General features: G+C 48.2%; 18 protein-coding genes, 1 tRNA gene, 1 other RNA gene and 1 pseudogene. 4 read left to right on the top strand and 17 right to left on the bottom strand.

Annotation, left to right across the window (positions count from 1 at the left end):
• Nucleotides 1-90 precede the first annotated feature (90 nt).
• A complete protein-coding gene (locus DXA57_RS09270; protein WP_117766872.1) occupies nt 91-933 on the top strand; it encodes an HD domain-containing protein in 843 nt (280 codons plus the stop codon).
• Nucleotides 934-1,116: 183 nt separating this feature from the next.
• Here DXA57_RS09270 and recR read toward each other — a convergent pair whose 3' ends face one another.
• From recR to DXA57_RS09245, 5 genes are all read right to left on the bottom strand, one after another.
• Nucleotides 1,117-1,713 (bottom strand): recombination mediator RecR, encoded by a 597-nt coding sequence (gene recR, locus DXA57_RS09265; RefSeq protein WP_117766870.1) that lies wholly within the window; start codon nt 1,711-1,713, stop codon nt 1,117-1,119.
• Nucleotides 1,713-2,078: a YbaB/EbfC family nucleoid-associated protein gene (locus tag DXA57_RS09260; RefSeq protein ID WP_117766868.1), complete on the bottom strand. Its 366-nt coding sequence runs from the start codon at nt 2,076-2,078 to the stop codon at nt 1,713-1,715. The genes recR and DXA57_RS09260 overlap by 1 nt, the downstream gene beginning before the upstream one ends.
• 14 nt (nt 2,079-2,092) lie before the next feature.
• Nucleotides 2,093-3,742 carry a DNA polymerase III subunit gamma/tau gene (gene dnaX, locus DXA57_RS09255; protein WP_117766866.1) on the bottom strand — a complete coding sequence of 550 codons (1,650 nt, stop codon included), beginning with the start codon at nt 3,740-3,742 and terminating at the stop codon, nt 2,093-2,095.
• Nucleotides 3,743-3,748: 6 nt separating this feature from the next.
• Nucleotides 3,749-4,822 (bottom strand): 6-phosphofructokinase, encoded by a 1,074-nt coding sequence (locus DXA57_RS09250; RefSeq protein ID WP_117766864.1) that lies wholly within the window; start codon nt 4,820-4,822, stop codon nt 3,749-3,751.
• Between the two features lie 189 nt (nt 4,823-5,011).
• Nucleotides 5,012-5,099, bottom strand: a tRNA-Ser gene (locus tag DXA57_RS09245).
• A gap of 245 nt (nt 5,100-5,344) precedes the next feature.
• Here DXA57_RS09245 and DXA57_RS09240 point away from each other — a divergent pair.
• Together DXA57_RS09240 and DXA57_RS09235 are read left to right on the top strand one after the other, a co-directional pair.
• Nucleotides 5,345-6,322, top strand: a complete 978-nt coding sequence (locus tag DXA57_RS09240; RefSeq protein ID WP_158571280.1) for a lysozyme inhibitor LprI family protein — start codon at nt 5,345-5,347, stop codon at nt 6,320-6,322.
• 114 nt (nt 6,323-6,436) lie between these two features.
• Nucleotides 6,437-7,273 carry a hypothetical protein gene (locus DXA57_RS09235; RefSeq protein WP_117766860.1) on the top strand — a complete coding sequence of 279 codons (837 nt, stop codon included), beginning with the start codon at nt 6,437-6,439 and terminating at the stop codon, nt 7,271-7,273.
• 119 nt (nt 7,274-7,392) lie between these two features.
• On the opposite strand, the gene DXA57_RS09230 is transcribed toward DXA57_RS09235, so the two are convergent.
• Entirely contained in the window at nt 7,393-8,844 is a 1,452-nt protein-coding gene (locus tag DXA57_RS09230) for an aspartate ammonia-lyase (protein ID WP_117766858.1), read from the bottom strand.
• Between the two features lie 140 nt (nt 8,845-8,984).
• Here DXA57_RS09230 and DXA57_RS09225 point away from each other — a divergent pair, with 140 nt between their 5' ends.
• Entirely contained in the window at nt 8,985-9,923 is a 939-nt protein-coding gene (locus tag DXA57_RS09225; RefSeq protein WP_117766856.1) for a LysR family transcriptional regulator, read from the top strand.
• Nucleotide 9,924: 1 nt separating this feature from the next.
• Here DXA57_RS09225 and DXA57_RS09220 read toward each other — a convergent pair whose 3' ends face one another.
• From DXA57_RS09220 to tadA, 11 genes and pseudogenes are all read right to left on the bottom strand, one after another.
• Nucleotides 9,925-11,577, bottom strand: coding sequence for a sensor histidine kinase (locus DXA57_RS09220; RefSeq protein WP_117766854.1), 1,653 nt, complete (start codon nt 11,575-11,577; stop codon nt 9,925-9,927).
• A gap of 14 nt (nt 11,578-11,591) precedes the next feature.
• Complete coding sequence (gene phoU, locus DXA57_RS09215) at nt 11,592-12,239, bottom strand: phosphate signaling complex protein PhoU (RefSeq protein WP_117766852.1); 648 nt, start codon at nt 12,237-12,239, stop codon at nt 11,592-11,594.
• Complete coding sequence (gene pstB, locus DXA57_RS09210; protein WP_117766850.1) at nt 12,239-12,988, bottom strand: phosphate ABC transporter ATP-binding protein PstB; 750 nt, start codon at nt 12,986-12,988, stop codon at nt 12,239-12,241. The genes phoU and pstB overlap by 1 nt, the downstream gene beginning before the upstream one ends.
• Nucleotides 12,981-13,844 (bottom strand): phosphate ABC transporter permease PstA, encoded by an 864-nt coding sequence (pstA, locus tag DXA57_RS09205; protein ID WP_117766849.1) that lies wholly within the window; start codon nt 13,842-13,844, stop codon nt 12,981-12,983. Before pstA ends, pstB begins: the two co-directional genes overlap by 8 nt.
• Nucleotides 13,837-14,685 (bottom strand): phosphate ABC transporter permease subunit PstC, encoded by an 849-nt coding sequence (pstC, locus tag DXA57_RS09200; RefSeq protein ID WP_199612710.1) that lies wholly within the window; start codon nt 14,683-14,685, stop codon nt 13,837-13,839. The genes pstA and pstC overlap by 8 nt, the downstream gene beginning before the upstream one ends.
• An 83-nt stretch (nt 14,686-14,768) precedes the next feature.
• Complete coding sequence (locus DXA57_RS09195) at nt 14,769-15,638, bottom strand: substrate-binding domain-containing protein (protein ID WP_117767067.1); 870 nt, start codon at nt 15,636-15,638, stop codon at nt 14,769-14,771.
• Nucleotides 15,639-15,835: 197 nt separating this feature from the next.
• Nucleotides 15,836-16,702 (bottom strand): protease modulator HflC, encoded by an 867-nt coding sequence (hflC, locus tag DXA57_RS09190; RefSeq protein ID WP_117766845.1) that lies wholly within the window; start codon nt 16,700-16,702, stop codon nt 15,836-15,838.
• 26 nt (nt 16,703-16,728) lie between these two features.
• The gene (gene hflK, locus DXA57_RS09185) at nt 16,729-17,775 is read right to left on the bottom strand and encodes an FtsH protease activity modulator HflK (protein ID WP_243005757.1); all 1,047 of its coding nucleotides are present in this window, start codon (nt 17,773-17,775) and stop codon (nt 16,729-16,731) included.
• 301 nt (nt 17,776-18,076) lie between these two features.
• Nucleotides 18,077-18,338: signal recognition particle sRNA large type (gene ffs, locus DXA57_RS09180), an RNA gene on the bottom strand.
• A 126-nt stretch (nt 18,339-18,464) separates the two neighbouring features.
• Nucleotides 18,465-18,881 carry a GNAT family N-acetyltransferase gene (locus DXA57_RS17815; RefSeq protein ID WP_334294763.1) on the bottom strand — a complete coding sequence of 139 codons (417 nt, stop codon included), beginning with the start codon at nt 18,879-18,881 and terminating at the stop codon, nt 18,465-18,467.
• Nucleotides 18,882-18,977: 96 nt separating this feature from the next.
• Nucleotides 18,978-19,457, bottom strand: a pseudogene (gene tadA / locus DXA57_RS17810) (tRNA adenosine(34) deaminase TadA); the annotation flags it as partial.
• Nucleotides 19,458-19,488: the final 31 nt, after the last annotated feature.

Below are 19,488 nucleotides of genomic sequence, written 5' to 3'. Positions count from 1 at the left end.
TGTTTTGCACGGATCGAAGCGGAGCGGAGACCTTGCAGGAGCTGCTTCGCAGCGTAGCAATTCGCAGGCATCAGCCAGAAAGGAGATTTTATGAACTCTGATTATCTTTCTTCTTTACCTCCGGTTCCGGAACCGGATTTTCGAAAAAATGCGGAAACCTTCCTCGCCTTTGCCTCCGGTTTTGATCTCACAGACCCGAAGATCGATCTGAAACTGCGCCATACCTTCCATGTGGTGGATGCCTGTTTTTATCTCAGCCGGGCTCTGAAGCTTCCGGATGAAGAGTGCTATATTGCCTGCCTCATCGGCCTGCTTCATGATATTGGCCGTTTTGAGCAGCTGACCCGTTTTCACAGTTTCGACGATTCTATCATTCCCCATGCGAAACTCAGTGTGGAATTTCTTTTCCCGGATGGCCATATCAGAGATTACCTGCCACCAAAATACGAAGTCTGGGAACCTGTCATTGAGGCTGCCATCGAGTATCACGGCGTTTTCCAGATTCCCGATGGACTCCCGGAAAATATCCTGCTTTTTGCCCGCTTGATCCGTGATGCGGACAAACTTGACAATTTCCGTGTAAAGGCCACGGATTCCATGGAAACGATGTTAGACGTTACAGAAGCAGATCTCGCCCGGGAAACGCTCAGCGATTACGCCTATGATACATTTATGAAAAAAGAGCCCCTCATCAACGCCCTCCGGGAGACCCGGCCGGATATGTGGCTCTCTTATGTGGCTTATCTATTTGACCTCAATTTTCCCGCTTCCTTTGTCTGGATCCGTGAAAATGGTTATATAGAAAAAATTCTCCGGCGATATGCTCCGGAAAATCCGGAAGACCAGAAGCGATGGCAGAGGATTTCTGACCTTACACGAAACTATATCCATGAAAGCTGTGGGCTGTATGAAAACTTTTCTGTCCAGTCGTAACGGTTCGCTGTCTTCACAATGCCTCTGCCGATCGTATTCTTGCATGCACTGCCCGTGATTCTGACATATTCTTGCGAAAATATTCCACGGAACATTGGCCGCTGAATCTTTATCTGCACATCAAAAAAGTGACAGAAATCTCCTTTTGTGGAAACTCTGTCACTTTTATTTTTACACACTGTTTTACAACGCCGTCCTTCCTTCCAATGCCCGAAGAAGCGTCACCTCATCAATATACTCCAGATCTCCACCCACGGGAACACCGCTGGCGATCCGGCTCACTTTGATGCCGGTAGGTTTGATCAGCTTGCTGATATACATGGCTGTGGTCTCCCCTTCCAGACTGGAATTGGTAGCGATGATGACCTCTTTGACATCTCCCTGCAGACGCTGCATCAGCTCTTTCAGCCGGATATCATTGGGGCCAATGCCCAGCATGGGCGAGATTGCGCCGTGAAGCACATGGTAGACTCCCTCGTATTTTCCGGTTTTTTCATAAGCCGCCAGATCTCTGCTGTTCTCCACCACCATGATGGTACTGTGATCCCGTTTTTCATTCCGGCAGATCGGACAAAGCTCCTGATCCGTCAGAGTAAAGCACTCCTTACAGTAACGGACATTTTTCCTGGCATCCAGGATCGTATTTGCCAGACGCTCCACTTCCTCCACCGGACGGTTGATGATATGGAACGCCAGACGCTGGGCGGATTTATTCCCCACCCCCGGAAGCTTGGAAAGCTCTTCGATCAGCTGGCTGATCTGCTTGCTGTAGTAATCCATCAGAAAGGAAGGCCTCCGCCAAGACCGCCAAGGCTTCCAAGTCCACCGGTCAGTTTGCCCATCACATTGGCAGATGCTTCATCTACTTTTCTGAGCGCCTCATTGGTGGCTGCCATGATCAGATCCTCCAGCATTTCGATGTCATCGGGATCAACAGCCTCTTCCTGCAGTTTTACTTTGGTAACTTCTCTTTTTCCGGATACAGAAACCTCTACTGCTCCGCCGCCTGCAGTGGCAGTAAACTCCTTCTCCTCCAGTTCTTTCTGGCTCTCTTCCATCTGGCGCTGCATTCTCTGCGCCTGCTTCATTAAATTATTCATATTTCCGGGCATTCCACCACCCGGGAAACCTCCACGTTTTGCCATGGATCAATTCCTCCTTATTCTTCTATTTCTATATCGGCATGGATCTTACTCAGGCCATCGCTGACATTGATCTTTGCCAGCCGGCCGGGAGCCAGATGCTCTTCGTCAGGAAGCACCATCTTGACCTCCACCTCTTTGCCGAGTCTGCCGGAAATAATGGTTTCCAGCTGTTTTTTCGCCTCCGGGTCATTGGCATACCGTTCTCCCATGAAATCAGAAAAGACCACGAACAGACGGTTATCCTCTCCGGCTGCATTGTATTTGGGCACTGCACTGATCAGTGTCATTTTAAAACGGCCCGTTGTCTGCGCTACGATACTTGGCCACATGGACATGACTCTCTGAAGATCTTCCGGGGCTGCTTTTTCCTCAAAAGAAAGTGCATCCATACCAGAAGCTCCATTTCCGTCTCCCGGAATATCCAGTCCACCGAAAAAGGCATCCTCTCCCGTTCCGTGATCCGGCACCTGCATCCTCTGTCCCGGCGGTGTCTGACGCACGGCGATCATACCGGACTCCAGCTTTTTTTCCAGCATCCGGATCCGTTCCAGAAGAGATACTTCATCTGTCTCCATCTGCGGACGACAGAGTTTGATCAGTGCCACCTCAAGAAGCACCCGTTTGGAGCCGGAAAACTTCATCTGACCGGACAGTTCTGAAAAGACCCGGATAAAACGGATCAGCGTATCTTCCCGGACCATGCCTGCTTCTTCCTTTAAAAGCACCAGATTGTCGCTGGACACATCCAATACCTCTTCCAGTTCTTCTGAGGATTTCAAAAGGAGAAGATTTCGAAGATACCAGGTAAAATCAGAAACAAACTGTCCCAGTTCCCGCCCCTGCATCACCAGCTCTTCCAGATGCTTCATGACCTGAGCCACATCGTTTTTCAGGATCTCCCTTAAAAAACGACTGAACACCTCCGTATCCACAGCTCCCAGAACATCCAGTACATGATCATACGTCAGCTTCTGTCCCAGATAAAAAGCAATACACTGATCCAGAAGGCTCAAAGCATCACGCATGGAACCGTCCGCTTTCTTTGCAATATAACGGATGGCTCTTTCTTCCACTTCCACATTTTCCTTCTCCATCAGTTCCATAAGGCGGCTGCTGATGGTATTGATGGAAATCCGTTTAAAGTCATAACGCTGGCATCTGGACAGGATCGTGATCGGGATCTTGTGTGCCTCTGTCGTAGCCAGGATAAAGATCACATAAGAGGGCGGCTCTTCCAGTGTTTTCAAAAGAGCATTGAACGCTCCGATGGAAAGCATATGCACCTCATCGATGATATAGACCTTATATTTTCCTGTGGTCGGTGAATAGGCGACCTCTTCCCGGATCTCACGGATGTTGTCCACACCGTTGTTGGATGCGGCATCGATCTCGATCACATTCATGGATGTACCGGCTGCGATCGCCTTGCAGGTCTCACATTCTCCGCAGGGATTTCCATCCACCGGGTGTTCACAGTTGACCGCCTTTGCCAGGATCTTGGCTACGGTTGTCTTACCGGTACCTCTGGTTCCACAAAAAAGATAGGCGTGGCCGATACGGTCCGCCATGATCTGATTTTTCAGTGTCTTCACAATATGGTCCTGACCCTTCACCGAAGCGAAGGAGTCAGGACGAAATTTACGATATAATGCGGTATAACCCATGGATCATCAATCTCCGAAGCTGATTCCGGTAAGCTTTGCCTGACGGATGATCTGGTCATCCGGGGAAACCATTTTCAGTTTGCCGGCAACCTCACCCAACGGGACTTTCTTGCACTTGCCATTGACCATTCCAACCATGTAGCCGTAATCCTCTTTCAGGATCAGCTGTGCTGCTGCTGCACCCAGTCTGGTAGACAGGACACGGTCATACGGACAGGGGCTTCCGCCTCGCTGTGTGTGACCCGGAACCGTGATACGCACTTCCACACCGGTTTTCTCCAGGATCTGCTCTGCCAGCTCATAGGAAACGGACGGATGCTTGCGGCTTGCCATTTTCTCTTTGTATTCCTTCTTCGGAAGGGCTGCATCCTCCTTGGAGATCGCTCCCTCTGCCACAGCCAGGATGGTAAATCCTTTTCCGGCCTTGGTCCGCTTGTCAATGGCTTCCACAACTTTATCGATATCATAGGGGATCTCAGGGATCAGCACGATGTCTGCTCCGCCTGCGATACCTGCGTACAGAGTCAGCCAGCCGACTTTATGTCCCATAACTTCTACGATAAATACACGGTTGTGAGAGGCTGCTGTCGTATGGATGCAGTCGATCGCATCTGTAGCAATGTCCACAGCGCTCTGGAAACCAAAGGTCATATCGGTTCCATAAATATCATTATCGATGGTCTTCGGCAGATGGATGATATTCAGTCCCTCTTCACGGAGAAGGTTGGCTGTCTTCTGTGTGCCGTTTCCTCCAAGGATCACAAGGCAGTCCAGACGGAGCTTGTAATAATTCTGTTTCATTGCTTCCACCTTATCCAGTCCGTTTTCATCCGGAACGCGCATAAGCTTAAAAGGCTGACGGGAAGAGCCGAGGATCGTGCCTCCTTTTGTCAGAATACCGGAAAAATCTTTGGCTGTAAGCATACGGTAATCGCCGTAGATCAGACCTTTGTATCCGTTCATGAAGCCGTACACTTCCAATTCGTCAAGGCTGTTGCTGAGGCCCTTTACAACACCTCTCATTGTGGCATTTAATGCCTGGCAGTCACCGCCGCTGGTTAATAACCCAATTCGCTTCATTTTGTATCACATCCTTTTCGTTTGATGATTTTCATATACCATTCGCCGCTCACGATGAGCAGGCTTTGCCTGTTCCCGTTCACTGTTATTCATTATACCATATTTTTTATGGTTCACAACAAAGAAATTGGGCATTTTTAAAAGAAAAAAGTGTGAAGCCGGTCAAATGATCAGAGCCTCACACTTTTACGGAGATGGAGGGATTTGAACCCTCGCACCGGTTGCCCGGCCTGCCGCATTTCGAGTGCGGTCTCTTCAGCCACTTGAGTACATCTCCTTATAAAACGAACCATGTTTTATTATAACGGGTGAAGTAAGATGCGTCAAGAGATTGTTTTCTTTTTCGCGCTTCCTCCCTGCATCCGGCAAACCTTAAATATTTATTATCCTTTCTATTTTCCATAGCATTCCGCCGGTTTATCTGCTATACTCAAAATCAAGAGGATAATGCCCGAGGCAGAAAGATCTTTTGCCCGTTTACAAACAGGAACTGTCACCTATTTTTTATCAGGAGGTACTTTTATGAAGAAAAAACTACTTTTCCCCTTATTTCTGTTCACTTTTTCTGCCGCAGCTTTAACTGCCACTGCTGCAGAAACTCCTGCCACAGAAATGGAAAGCAGCTCAGAGGCTTCCGAAACAGATACCCTGACTTTCGAGGATCTTTCCGGATATACCTTTGAATTCAGCAGCGGTGCAGGCGCCTGGTCTACCTATTTTACCATTGAAAAGGATGGCTCTTTTGCAGGAAACTACCACGACTCCGATATGGGCTCCACAGGAGACGGCTATGACCACGGCACGCTCTACTACAGCGAATTTTCCGGTCATTTCACCGATCTGACCAAAGTGGACGACACCACCTATGAGATGACGCTTTCTGACATTGCTTACCAGAATACCGTCGGCGAAACCGAGATCATTGACAGCATAAAATATGTTTATTCCGAAGCCTATGGGCTGACCGGCACCGACACCTTTAAAATCTGTCTTCCAGGAACACCGGTCAGTGCCCTGTCAGCTGAAGTATACAGCTGGGTCTCCATAGCCAACGATAACGACACTGAGCTCACGCTTCCCATCATCGTCAATGAAGCAGAAGAGCTCGGCATCTATTCCTACAAACGATCCACGCCCTCCGAAGAAGCCAGGAGCCTCTACGATGATTGCAAAACAGCTTATGATGATCTCAACACGAAGCTTACCGCTGCCTCTACCCAGCAGGAAATGAATACCTGTGCCGGAGAAATGTACACCACCACAGACACCTGCCTGAACCAGCTCTGGCAGCTCCTGAAAGACAATGTCCCGGAAGACAAATACCAGGAGATCCTGAAAGAACAGCTCCAGTGGATCAACGAAAAAGAAGCTGCCGCCGACAAGATCCGCCAGGAAAACGACGGCTCCTCTTCCGAAATGCAGGCCAGCCTCGACCTCTCTGCCCGCACCCTTGCCCGATGTGAAGACCTCCTGACCTACATCCAAACCACCGCAGAATAACGGTACTTCACAGAAAGTTAAGACTTTTTTCCCGTCACAAAGTTGCAATTCTCCCCCAAATCTTCTATAATAGCAGTCGTAACTCGAAATCTGTTTACATGGAGGTAACTAATTATGCGAAATAAAAAGAAATGGGGCGCACTCGTTCTTGCAGTTATAATGGCAGCTACCTTGAGTTTAAGCGGCTGCCGCAAACAGAGAGAAAAAATCCAGGTAGGCCAGTCTGAGACGACCACCCTTGTTTCCACGGAGTCTGAGTCTGAGACAGAAAAAGCTACCCAAAAGACAACAGAAAAAGCAACTGAGAAGACCACCGAGTCTGAGACCAGTGCTGCTTCCAATAATAACCAGGCTTCTGCCAACACCAGCACCGGTTCTGACAGCACTTCTACCGGCACTACTTCCGGTACTACTTCCGGTACAACCGGCTCCACCACAGGCGGCACCACCGGAACCAATGGTGGCACTTCCACCGGCGGCAGCACAGGTACCACTACAGGAGCGGACAATGGCTCCAACGGAAGCAATGGCGGCACTTCCACCGGAAACACGGACAACAACGGTAATGGTAATTCCACCGGAAGCGATTCTTCCAATACCGGAACCTCTACTTCCACCGAAGCTCCCCGTTATTTCTATGACGGCAGCGGAAACCGTGTGGATGTCACCCAGATGCCGGACGGAAGCTGGCAGGATGCCAACGGAACCTCTTACACCTTCTATGAGAACGGTGTCAAAGATTCCAACGGAAATGAGTATTACTACGATCCGCCTGCAAACGGAAACAGCTCCGTTGAGGTCGGCAGCAAAGCAGACTTCTACGATACTCAGGGCAACCACATCATCTGTACCATGGATGAAAACGGAAACTGGGTGGACAGCGAAGGAAATATCTACACTTTTGGAGAAAAAGGCGTAACCGATTCCAACGGAAACTTCTATCCGTACTAAATAATCAACAGACAAAAAGACAGGCGCAGTTTTTGTGTCTGCCTTTTTTATGGAAAAGAAAACTGCCGTCCAGGCAATCACCGGACGGCAGTTTTCTTTATTATTTTATGAAGGAATTATCATGCGTTTTTTGTGGCGTTCTTTACAAGAAGCTCTTTTCCGGAAATTCCCGGCTCAGTCATGTTTACAGGATCCATGATCTCATTCAGCTCTTCCTCTGTAAGAAGTCCCTCTTTCAGGATCAGTTCACGAACAGACTCACCAGTCTTGATCGCCTGTTTTGCAATATCGGCTGCTTTCTGATAACCGACATGAGGGCAGATAGCAGTGATCACACCAACACTGTTCTCTACCAGGTAACGGCAGCGTGTCTCATTTGCAGTGATACCGGAAACACAGTTCTCAACAAATGTCTGTACTGCATAAGCCAGCGTGTCGATGGACTGGAACATGCAATAGAAAACGATCGGCTCAAAAGCGTTCAGCTCCAGCTGACCAGCCTCTGCTGCCATGGTGATGGTTACATCATTACCGATAACATTGAAAGCTACCTGGTTCACAACCTCAGGAATAACCGGGTTTACTTTTCCGGGCATGATGGAAGAGCCATTCTGTTTTGCCGGAAGATTGATCTCACCAAAACCGGCTCTGGGACCGGAAGACATGAGACGCAGGTCGTTGGCGATCTTGGAAAGCGTTACAGCGCAGGCTTTGATCGCGCCGGAAACAGCTACGAAGGGATCCAGGTTCTGTGTCGCATCGATCAGATCGAATGCCTGTACAAAGTCCATTCCGGAGATCTCTACCAGGTTCGGAACGATCCGTTTCAGATAAGCTTCGTCGGCATTGATTCCGGTTCCGACTGCAGTTCCTCCCATATTCAGGGTACGCATCTCATCCATGGCTTTATCCATACGGTTGATATCACGCTTGATCGCTACAGAATACGCTTTGAACTCCTGACCCAGACGGATGGGCACAGCGTCCTGCATCTGTGTACGGCCCATTTTGATCACATGGTCAAATTCCTCTGCTTTTTTGCTCAGTGCCTCATACAGACGGAGAAGTTCTTTTTTCAGATTCTTCAGCAGACGGAGAGAAGTCATTTTTCCGGCAGTAGGAATCACATCGTTGGTAGACTGACCGCAGTTTACATGGTCATTGGGGTTTACAATGCTGTAATCACCTTTCTGGCCGCCCAGGATCTCGATGGCACGGTTGGCGATAACCTCATTGGCATTCATGTTCAGAGAAGTACCTGCACCTCCCTGGATCGGATCTACGATAAAGTCCTCATGGAACTGTCCCTCCAGGATCTCATCACAGGCTTTTACGATCGCATTGGCGATCTTTTTGTCAAGAAGACCTACCTCACAGTTGGTGATAGCTGCTGCTTTTTTGATATAAGCCAGGCTGTTGATGATCTCCGGATGCATGCTAAGACCGGTGATATGAAAGTTCTCAGCAGCACGTAAGGACTGTACTCCATAGTATACGCCTTCCGGTACATCCTTTGTTCCAATGGAATCCTTCTCTACACGATAATCCATAGTTTTCTTCTCTTTTTCCATTTCGTTTTTTCCCTCCGCAATACAGCTTTTTTTTCGTTGCCCCCATTATAGGAGCATGGTAAAATATAATCAAATACATATATTACTATATCAGTTATAACTTTCAAATTATAATTAAAAAACAAAGGAGAATGCCTTTTATGTTCCAGGGTATGAATTACGTATATGAAGTATACAAAGAAAAAAGTTTTTCAAAAGCTGCAAAAAATCTCTACATTTCCCAGCCTTCCCTCAGTGCCAATGTCCGCCGGGTCGAGGCAAAGATCGGTTATCCCATCTTCAACCGGAACACCTCCCCTCTCACCCTCACAGAATGCGGGGAACGCTACATCCAGTCTGTAGAGGAGATCCTTGCCATTGAAAATTCCTTTGCCAGCTTTGTCAATGATCTTGGCGGTCTGAAAACCGGTCATCTGACGCTCGGCGGAAGCAGTCTTTTTTCTTCCTGCCTCCTGCCCCGTCTGATCGGAGAATTTACCAGACACTTCCCATTGGTAAAGATCAACCTCATTGAGGAAAGCACTGCACGCCTGGAAGAGCTCCTCCTCGCCGGCGTTCTGGATCTGGCCATTGACAATTATCCATTCAATGAAGCTGTTTTCGGAAGGCGTTTCTTTCACGAAGAACATCTGCTTCTGGCTGTTCCGAAGGTCTTTCCGATCAACCGGCTCTTTTCCTCCTATCAGCTTTCTGTAGAAAATATCTGCAGCGGGGCTTTTCTGGACAAAAAAACCGCCCCGGTTCCCCTGGGGCAGTTTAAAGATGAACCCTTTGTTCTGTTGAAACAGGAAAATGACACCCGCAGGCGCAGTACACGTCTTTGCCAGGCCAATGGCTTTTCTCCAAGAGTAGTTCTGGAGCTGGATCAGCAGATGACTTCCTATCACATCACCTGTGCCGGCATGGGGATTTCTTTTATCAGTGACACCCTTGTACGCCATGTCACCCCGCATCCGGATGTGATCTACTACAAGCTTCCAGGAGAAGAAACCCGAAGAAACCTGTATTTTTACTGGAAAAACGGCAAATACATCAGCCGTGCCATGGAAGAATTTTTAAACCTGGTCATTGTACAGTAGTTCAGCCCCAGGTCACAGTAAAGGTACTTCCCTCATCCGGTATACTGTCCACAGAGATCTGCGCACCCAGGCAGCTGACACCGTGTTTAACAATAGAAAGCCCCAGCCCGGTGCCGCCGATCTCTTTGGAACGGCTTTTATCCACCCGGTAAAAACGCTCAAAGATCCGATCCTGATGGATCAGAGGGATACCGATTCCTGTATCTTTTACAGAAAAACCAAACTGTTTTTCTTTCCGGAAGATCCGTACCGTCACGTTTCCCTGCTCCCGGTTGTATTTGATGGCGTTATCCATCAGATTATATACCACCTCTTCCAGGATCGGTTTCGTCGTTTCAAAAACCAGAGGGCTTCCCTCTACTTCTATCTTTATCTCTTTCCGATCCGCGGACTCCTGCAGCCGCTCTTTGCATTCCTCAATGACATCCAGAAGGTCTGTCTGTTCTTTTTTATACTCTGTCACACCTTCATCCAGCCGTGAGATCTCCATGATATCCCCTACCAGTACGATCAGACGCTGGGCTTCATCATAAATTTTTCCTGCCACCCGTTTGACATCCTCAGGCTTTACATAGCCATCCTGCATGATCTCGGCAAAGCCGGAGATCGAAGTCAGCGGAGTCCGGAGTTCATGGGAAACATTCGCAGTAAACTCTCTTCGAAGTGCTTCTCTCTGTGTTTTTTCTGTCACATCCACCAGAAGAAGCACACCACCGGTAACTTTTCCGTCCTCCATGACGGGATTGGCAAGTAACTGACGGACACCATCCTGCAGCTCCATGGTCTCCACCATATGTTTGCCTTTCAGGACACCCTCCACTGCTTTCCGGAACGGTTCGCTCCGGTTCATGGTCAGAACACTCTGATCGGTGACTGCCTTTTTGGCACCCAGAAGCTTCACGGCACTGGTATTGCAGGAAAGGAGCTCCGTCTGTTTGTCGATGACCAGAAGGCCCTCACTCATGTTGTTGGTAATGATAGCAAATTCTTCCTGTTGGCGTTTGGCATCGGAAAGCTGCTGACGGATCGTCTTCTGCTGTTTGTTGATCCTGGAAAGAAGCGGCGTGATCTCATCATAAGTATCATTCATCTTGGGATCATCCAGATTCAGACTGTTCAACGGCTCTACGATCTTTTTGGATGAGTGAAAGGCTGCTGCCAGAGACAGGATCAGCATAAGGAAGATCATTACCAGGATCGGCTGGATCATTCCTCCCAGGATTCCTGCAACCGTATATTGCGTACTGGATACACGAAGAATCTGCCCGTTTTCCAGCCGGAGAGCATAATAGATCGTTTTCTTTCCCAGGGTTGCAGAGGTTCTGGACGCATACCCTTCTCCTGCTTTTTCAGCCTCCTGTACTTCCGACCGGTCCTGATGGTTCTCCATAGCGGCAGGATCGGTCTTATTGTCATAAAGCACCGTTCCGTCACTGTCGATCAAAGTCACTCTTTCTCCCGTTTTGGAAAGCTTTGCAAGACTTTCCTCGCCGTCTTTTTCCACCGCAAGGGCCAGGTAGGCGGCTTCCTGTTTCAGTTCCTTCTCCAGTCTCTTTCCGAAATGTCCGTAAAGAAGTCCCAGGATCAGCCCGATGCTGATCACCAGAATCACCGCAGACACGGAAAAGATGGAGCGAAAGATACGCTTCGTCACTTCTTTACTCCCCCTTATTCATTGCTCTTATGCACTCCTGTGATGGAATAAACCACCCATTCCGCAATGTTCACCGCATGATCGCCGATCCGTTCATAGTATTTGGCTGTCATCAGAAGATCCAGTGCAACCTTGGCATCAATATCCTTCGCATAGATCAGGTCTATCAGTTCTTTCTTTACCTTTGTAAAAAGCTCATCCACTTCATCATCGGAATCGATCACTCGCTCCGCCAGATCCAGGTCTTCCTGTACAAAGGCCTCTACACTGTCGGTAACCATCTTCACCGTTGCCTTTGCCATGGCCTCGATATGTACCTTACTCTTCGCCTCACTGAAGCGGATATACGGAACCATGTCTGCGATATCAGAGGCCTGGTCTCCGATCCGTTCCATATCGGAGATCATTTTCAGTGCCGCAGAGATTTTCCGGAGATCAGAAGCAAAGGGACGCTGCAGAAGAAGCAGGCGCATACAGATATTTTCAATCTCACGCTCCTGCTGGTCGATCTCACTGTCTACAGAATATACCTGCTCCACCTGGTTCTTTTCATCTCCCAGGAGTGCTCTGGAAGACAGTGTGATCGCCTGCTCGCACAGGCTTCCCATTTTGATCAGTTCCACATGCATTTCTTCAAGCTGCTCGTCGAATTTGGTCTTCATCATCCAAACCTCCCTGTAATATAGTCCTCTGTCCGTTTGTCCTTGGGCATGGAGAAAATCTGTTCTGTTTTTCCGAATTCCACAACCTCACCCAGAAGGAAAAATGCGGTCCGGTCAGAAATTCTGGCGGCCTGCTGCATATTGTGGGTCACCATAACGATGGTATAGTCTTTTTTCAGCTCCAGAGCCAATTCCTCGACTTTGGCTGTGGAAATAGGATCCAGTGCACTGGTGGGTTCATCCATCAGAAGAACCTCTGGCTGGACTGCCAGGGCTCTCGCAATACAGATTCTCTGCTGCTGTCCTCCGGAAAGTCCAAGCGCACTCTTTTTCAGGCGGTCCTTTACTTCATCCCAGATGGCTGCTCCGCGAAGAGAATTCTCTACCAGCTCATCCAGCTTTACTTTGGAACGGATCCCGTGTGTCCGGGGACCGTAAGCAATGTTATCATAAATACTCATAGGAAACGGATTGGGTTTCTGAAATACCATACCTACTCTTTTCCGGAGCAGGTTCACATCCATATCCTTATAGATATCTTCACCGTCCAGAAGGACTTCTCCTTCTATGCGGCAGCCCTCCACCAGATCATTCATCCGGTTCAGGGATTTCAGCAGCGTGGATTTACCACAGCCGGAGGGGCCGATGAATGCCGTGATTTCTTTTTCCTGAATGTTCAGGTTGATATTTTTCAGGGCCTTAAATTCAGAATAGTAAAGGTCCAGGTTTTTGATCGTCAGTTTATCCATTTTCTTTTCCTTTCGTCAGTTGTCTGGCTATTCTGGCAGACACCCAGTTAATAAGAAGAACAAGAAGCAGAAGCACAACGGCCACCGCATAAGCCTGGTCTGTATACAATCCCTCTTTGGAAAGATTGTACATATGTACCGCCAGCGTTGCACCGGATCCCATGATACTGGAAGGGATCTGCGGAATGGAGCCTGCCGTATAGATCAATGCAGCAGTCTCACCCACGATACGTCCAATAGAAAGGATCACACCGGAAAGGATTCCCGGAATAGCACTCGGCAGCACCACACAGAACACCGTACGCAGTTTTCCGGCTCCCAGGCCGAAGCTTCCTTCCCGGTACATATCCGGAACGGATTTCAAAGCTTCTTCTGTGGTACGCATTACCAGCGGCAGGATCATGATTGCCAGTGTCAGTGCTCCGGCAGCCAGTGAATAGCTCCATTTCAGATACGTCACAAAAAACAGGGAACCGAAAAGTCCGTATACGATAGACGGGATTCCGGAAAGTGTTTCTGTCGTCAGCCGGATGATCCCTACCAGTTTATTTCCTTTTTTGGCATACTCCGTCAGATAAACAGCGGAAAAGATTCCAAAAGGTACCGCGATCAGCAGAGACATTACCGTCATGATCAGCGTATTGATGATGGATGGCAGCATGGAAGCGTTATCCGTGGTATATTTCCAGGCAAACAGAGACGGCTTCAGATTCGGTACTCCTTTGATCAGGATATAGGCGATCAAAAACAGCAGAACCACAAAGGTGGTCAGTGCGGATAGCATTACCAGAAGAAACAAAAGGAAAGAGCCGGGATGTCTCCGGTATGATTCCATTCTTTTTTTGAACTCACTCATTGTCCTTCCTCCTGTTCAGCATGGATACGGAAAAGTTAATGATCAGGATGAATACGAACAGTACTACGCCGGTGGCAATCAACGCACCTCTGTGCAGATCTGCCGCATATCCCATCTCCAGAACGATGTTTGTTGTCATGGTACGGACTCCCTTCAGGATTCCGGCCGGCATTCTTGCCTGATTTCCTGCTACCATGACTACCGCCATGGTCTCACCGATGGCACGGCCGATTCCAAGAACCACACCTGCCAGTACACCTGATTTTGCAGCTGGCAGCATGACACGGAAAATACTTCTCTCCTGTGTTGCTCCAAGTGCCAGTGAACCTTCATAATAACTTCTTGGCACTGCTCTTAAAGCAGCCTCTGTCACTCCGATGATCGTTGGAAGGATCATGATCCCCAGAAGAATGGACGCTGTCAGGATGCTGGTTCCTTTGCTGTGCGGGAGCTCCCGGATCAGCGGCACCAGAACCGTCAGTCCAAAGAAACCATATACTACAGAGGGGATTCCAGCCAGAAGCTCTGTAGCAGATTTCAGAAACTTGTAAATTTTCTTCGGACAATATTCTGCCATGAAAATGGAAGTCATGATTCCAATGGGAACACCGATAATGATCGCTCCTGCCGTCACATAAATGCTGCCCATGATCATAGGAAGGATACCGAAAATATTATTTCCCGGTTTCCATCTGGTACCAAGAAGGAATTTGAAAACACCGATTTCCCGGATTGCCGGAATACCATTTGCAAAAAGAAACAGGCAGATCAGTGCAACTGCCAGTATAGAGGTACAGGCCGCAATGAAAAAGACCGCCTGCATGAGTTTTTCTTTCATCATTCTTATTCTCCGATCGTAGTATCAGAAACAGCGGGCCGAAAGAAGAGGCCCGCCATGTTCCTGATATTTCATGTCCCCTGTGATTATTTCTCCAGATCAGCCCAGGTGGTTGTCTCACCGGTGAATACGCTCTTTACCTGATCGGAGGTCAACTCATCGATCGGATTGTCATTGTTTACTACGACTGCGATACCATCATTGGCAATAACGGTAGCGGTAAGACCTGCTTCTGTCTCTGAATCTTTCAGCTCTCTGGATGCCATTCCAATGTCACAGATACCATCGATAGTATTCTGCATACCGGTGGTGGAATCACTGGTCTGAATCTCGATCTCTACTTTATCGTTTACTTTCTCATAAGCCTCTTTCAGTTTTTCCATAACCGGAGATACGGAAGAGGAACCTGCTACTACAACCTTGCCCTCAGCTCCGTTTGATTTGTACTCTTCCGGCTCACCGACAGAGATGTATTTGTTCTCTTCGATAACAGCCTGTCCGTCTTTGCTCATGATGTAGTTGATAAAATCCTGAGCTGCTTCACTTACATCACCCTTGGTTGCAATGTTGAAAGGACGATAAATTTTATAGGTTCCGTCATTGATGTCCTCTACACTTGCCTCTGCGCCATCGATCTTTACTGCCTTTACGCTGTCATCCAGAGAACCGAGAGAGATGTAACCGATCGCATACTCATCATCTGCCACTGTGGTCATCATAACGGAAGTGCTGTTGGTGATGTTTGCTTCCTCTGTAGTCATATCTACTTTCTCGCCATCCTGCTCTTCCTGAACACCAAACAGCTCGATGAAAGCGCCTCTGGTACCGGAACCGTCCTCACGGGAAACAACGGTGATATCTTCGGATGAGTCAAAATCTCCATCTGCGGATACGCCGCATACGGTAAGGCCCATAGTCATAACTCCTACTAAAGCTGCTGCAACTAGTTTTCTCATAATATAATCTCCTTTTTTATGCCCTTTTTCCGAGCTTTCTTTTTTCTTTACCTCGTTTACGTTTCCAAGTATAGAAAAGAAATGTAAAGTCAAAAAGCGCAGCTTTGTAAAATCCTCGTAAACCTCTGTAAGATTTCCGCACAAAAATCCCCCGCAGAGAAGACATTTGCCTGCTCTGCGGGGGATTGAGGGATTACTCATTCTTTATAAAAGATTCCGGCAATAGGGGATGTTTCATCCAGAACCACGGTTTTGTTCTGGCCCTTCATAGATTTCTTCAGGGCATCCAGGCTGCGTACAAAGGTGTAAAATTCTGTCCGCTCCTCATCCGCATAGGCCTCTGAGAGGATCCGCATATACTCTGCTTCTCCTTCTGCCTCCAGGATCTCTGCCTGTTTTTCCGCATCGGAAATCTGAATGGCCACTTCTTTATCCGTCGTGTTACGGATCACCTTGGCCTCTGAATTACCCTCTGCCGTGTAAGTTGCTGCTATATTTTCTCTTTCTGAGATCATCCGCTCATAGACCGCTTCCTTATTATCATTGGGAAGATCCAGCTGTTTCGTTTCAAAGGAAAGAAGTTCAATACCATACTGCTCCATGTTGGTTCCGATGTTTTCCATCACCTTTTCCGAAAGGCTTCCGGTCCTTCCGCTGATGACCTGATCCTGATCCATACTGCTGATCACATTCTTGGTGGCATTGTATACACTGGTGTTCAACCTGCTCTCCGCATTGCTGACAGATGAATTCAGGGTCTGGGCAAATTTCAGTGGATCCTTGATCCGCCATAAAACATAACTGTCACAGATCATGGTCTTTTTATCCTTCGTAATGACATCGGAAGGTATCAGATCATAGATCAGCGTCTCTTTGGGAAGCGTGGATGCCGACTCCACAAAAGGAATCTTAAAATAAATTCCGGGTTCCGCAATGATCCGTTTTACCTTACCAAACTGACGGACCAGCTGGTATTCATTCTGCTGTGCAACTGTCAGAGAGGAAGCCAGTGCTCCCGCTCCGATCAGACAAACTGCAAGGCCTGCTGCCATTTTCTTTTTCATAGATTTGTTTTCCTCCGTTCTTCTCGTTATTTCTCTGTGCTTTCTTCTGTTTCGCCCGTCTGTTCATCTGCAGTGTTTTCGTCTGTGCCACCGGAAAAACTTTCCAGCGGCAGAAGCTTTTCCACCCCGTCACCACTGTCAATCACAAGCTTGACACCAGGAAGAACATCCTCCATGGCTTCGTAGTACATCCGTTCTTTTGTGATCTCCGGATTCTTTTTGTATTCCTCATACATGGCATTGAAGCGGGCTACCTGTCCTTCTGCTTCATTGACACGGGTCTGCTTTGCCGCCTCTGCTTTTTTGATGATCTGATCTGCTTCCGCTTCTGCCTCCGGAAGCTTTTCACTCCTGTATTTTTCTGCATTGTTCAGGGTCGTTTCCTTTCCCTGTTTGGCTGTCTCTACTTTTTTAAAGGCTTCCATGACTTCTGCTGTGGGCGGTTCGGAATCCTGCATCGTGATATTGGTAAGCATAAGACCGATCTCCTGCTCTTCCAGCTGCTCCATGATCATTTCCTTGATCTTCGCCTGGATCTCACTTTTTCCGGTAGTCAGCACATCATCAACGACATAACTTCCGATCACATTCCGGATACAGCTTTGAGAAATGCTTCTCAAGATCTGCTCCGGCTCTCTGGATGCATAGAGATACGCCACTGGATCTGAGATCCGGTATTCCACAAAGAAATCCACATCGATAAAATTATAATCGGAAGTGATCATAATGCTTTCCGATTCCACCACTTCATTATCTGCTTCGTTGTACCCGACCGGAAAGCCCTGGATCGTGGTATTCACTTTCTTCACCTGCTGGATCAGCGGAAGTTTCAAGTGAAGTCCCGTTTCTGTCACGGCTTTTGGCTTTCCAAAGGTCACCAGCACCGCCTGCTCCTGTTCCTGGATCTGATAGAAGGAGCCTGCTGCTGCCGGCAGAAGGACCACTGCCGCCACTGCAGCTCCTATGACAAGTTTCATTCGTTTCGGCATCTTTTTTCTGCCTTTTTTCTGTTTCTTTTCTTCCGGATCCTGTTCGTATACAACATCCTTCCAGTTCTGATTCTGTTCTTCCATATCTTTCCTCCATATTCATGACTGTCCCGGTTTCTGTTTCCTGAAAACCGGTGTTTGCGTTTTGCTCTATCGGCTTCCTGCCAGATAGATTTTTATTTCCAGACTGCCCTGGAAACAAAAATCTGTCCGGCAAAACGGATATAAAAAAAGACCTCTACCTAAGCATCTCTATATCTTAGATAAAAGTCTCGCTAATCACTTACATGACGCGGATATTGCTATCGTCCTGACGCCATCATGTACCATTCTGCTCTCTGTGAACAGATTGGCAGCTACTCCCTTTTTCTGTTTATATTTTAATCCGCGCACCGCACTTCGAAAATACGCCACAGGCGTTACTCCTACAGCCAGCTCAGCCCAGGCTGCCTCACGTCACACAGGAGAATCTGCTTAGTGCTGCTGTATTCCTACCCTGACACGGTTCACAGAGTCCTGTTGCGTAAGACCCAGACGTCAACGCCACTTATAAAAGGCAGCCCCACAACGAAAAGTCCTCGGATTGGTATCACCCCTGCTATAGCGGATTGCAGGTTCAGAGCACCGCTAACTCTCCGGCTGCGCGGAAGCTTTATGACAAAATTTATACCAGACTATTGTAACTGAAAAATGAGTGCTTGTCAACTGAATTTTACCCGTTCGCGCCAAAGCACCTGCAGCAGGAAGCTTCCGGAGCATTCCGGTAAAAGCTTTTACAGCTCCATAACCAGCAATTCTCCGGCTTCCTTTTCCCGGGTATCCACTGTTCGGAATCCCTGTTTTTCCCAAAAATTCCGGGCAGGTTCATTGGAGGCATAGCAGCCGAGGCGCAGTTTTTCCAGACCATTCTCCCTTGCCGCCTTGCGAATGTGCCGGAATAGTTTCTTTCCAATCCCTTTTCCCTGACCATCCGCTGCCACCATGAAAAGTCCGATAAAGCCTGTATTTTCTTCCGGATATCCCCAAATGAAATCCAGTACTGCCATACATTTTCCTTTTTTATAAAAGACGGCAAAGGTCTTCTGATCCCGGCCGGTACCAGGAGGCAGGACCGTATAACTCTCTTTTGCCTGCTCCAGCGTCGGGATTTCTTCTTGCACCAGATGAAAATACGCTTCATTTCCTGCCATCAGCTTCTGGATATCCGCTGCATTTTCTTCGGATCCTTCCACGATCACATAACCCGGAAGACTCCCTCGAAGACTCCTGAGCAGCGTTCCCGGTGCCCGTTCTGCCCGCTGCTTTTCCCTCATTTCACGGAAAAAATCCTGAAGGATCGCACTGCATTCCTCCCGAAGCACATCCCTTTTGATCTCCACCTGATGGTTAAAGGCTTTCATCTGCAAAAGATTGAGAACGGAGCCGGCACATCCCGCCTTGGCATTCATGCTTCCCATAACCACTCTGGGAATCCGTGCCTGCACGATTGCTCCGGCACACATCTGACAGGGTTCCAGGGTCACATAAAGAGTGCAGCCCTCCAGCCGCCAGTCTTTTAAAACCTTCCCGGCTTTCCGTATCGCGGTGATCTCTGCATGAGAAAGGGTACTCTGATCCGTATTGCGGCGGTTGTAGCCCCTGGCAATGATCTTCCCGTCATGGACAATGACGCAGCCAATCGGAACTTCTCCGAGAGCCTGTGCTTTTTTTGCCTGTTTCAGGGCTTCACGCATGTATTTTTCATCTGTACTTTGTATATTTGTCATAAAGCTGCCTTTCTTTGGTACTTTTCTATTA

This window comes from Blautia sp. OF03-15BH, from assembly GCF_003463065.1.
GTDB lineage: Bacteria > Bacillota > Clostridia > Lachnospirales > Lachnospiraceae > Limivivens.
The sequence above is the reverse complement of the archived record's forward strand: the minus strand, read 5'-3'. Positions and strand labels throughout refer to the sequence as shown.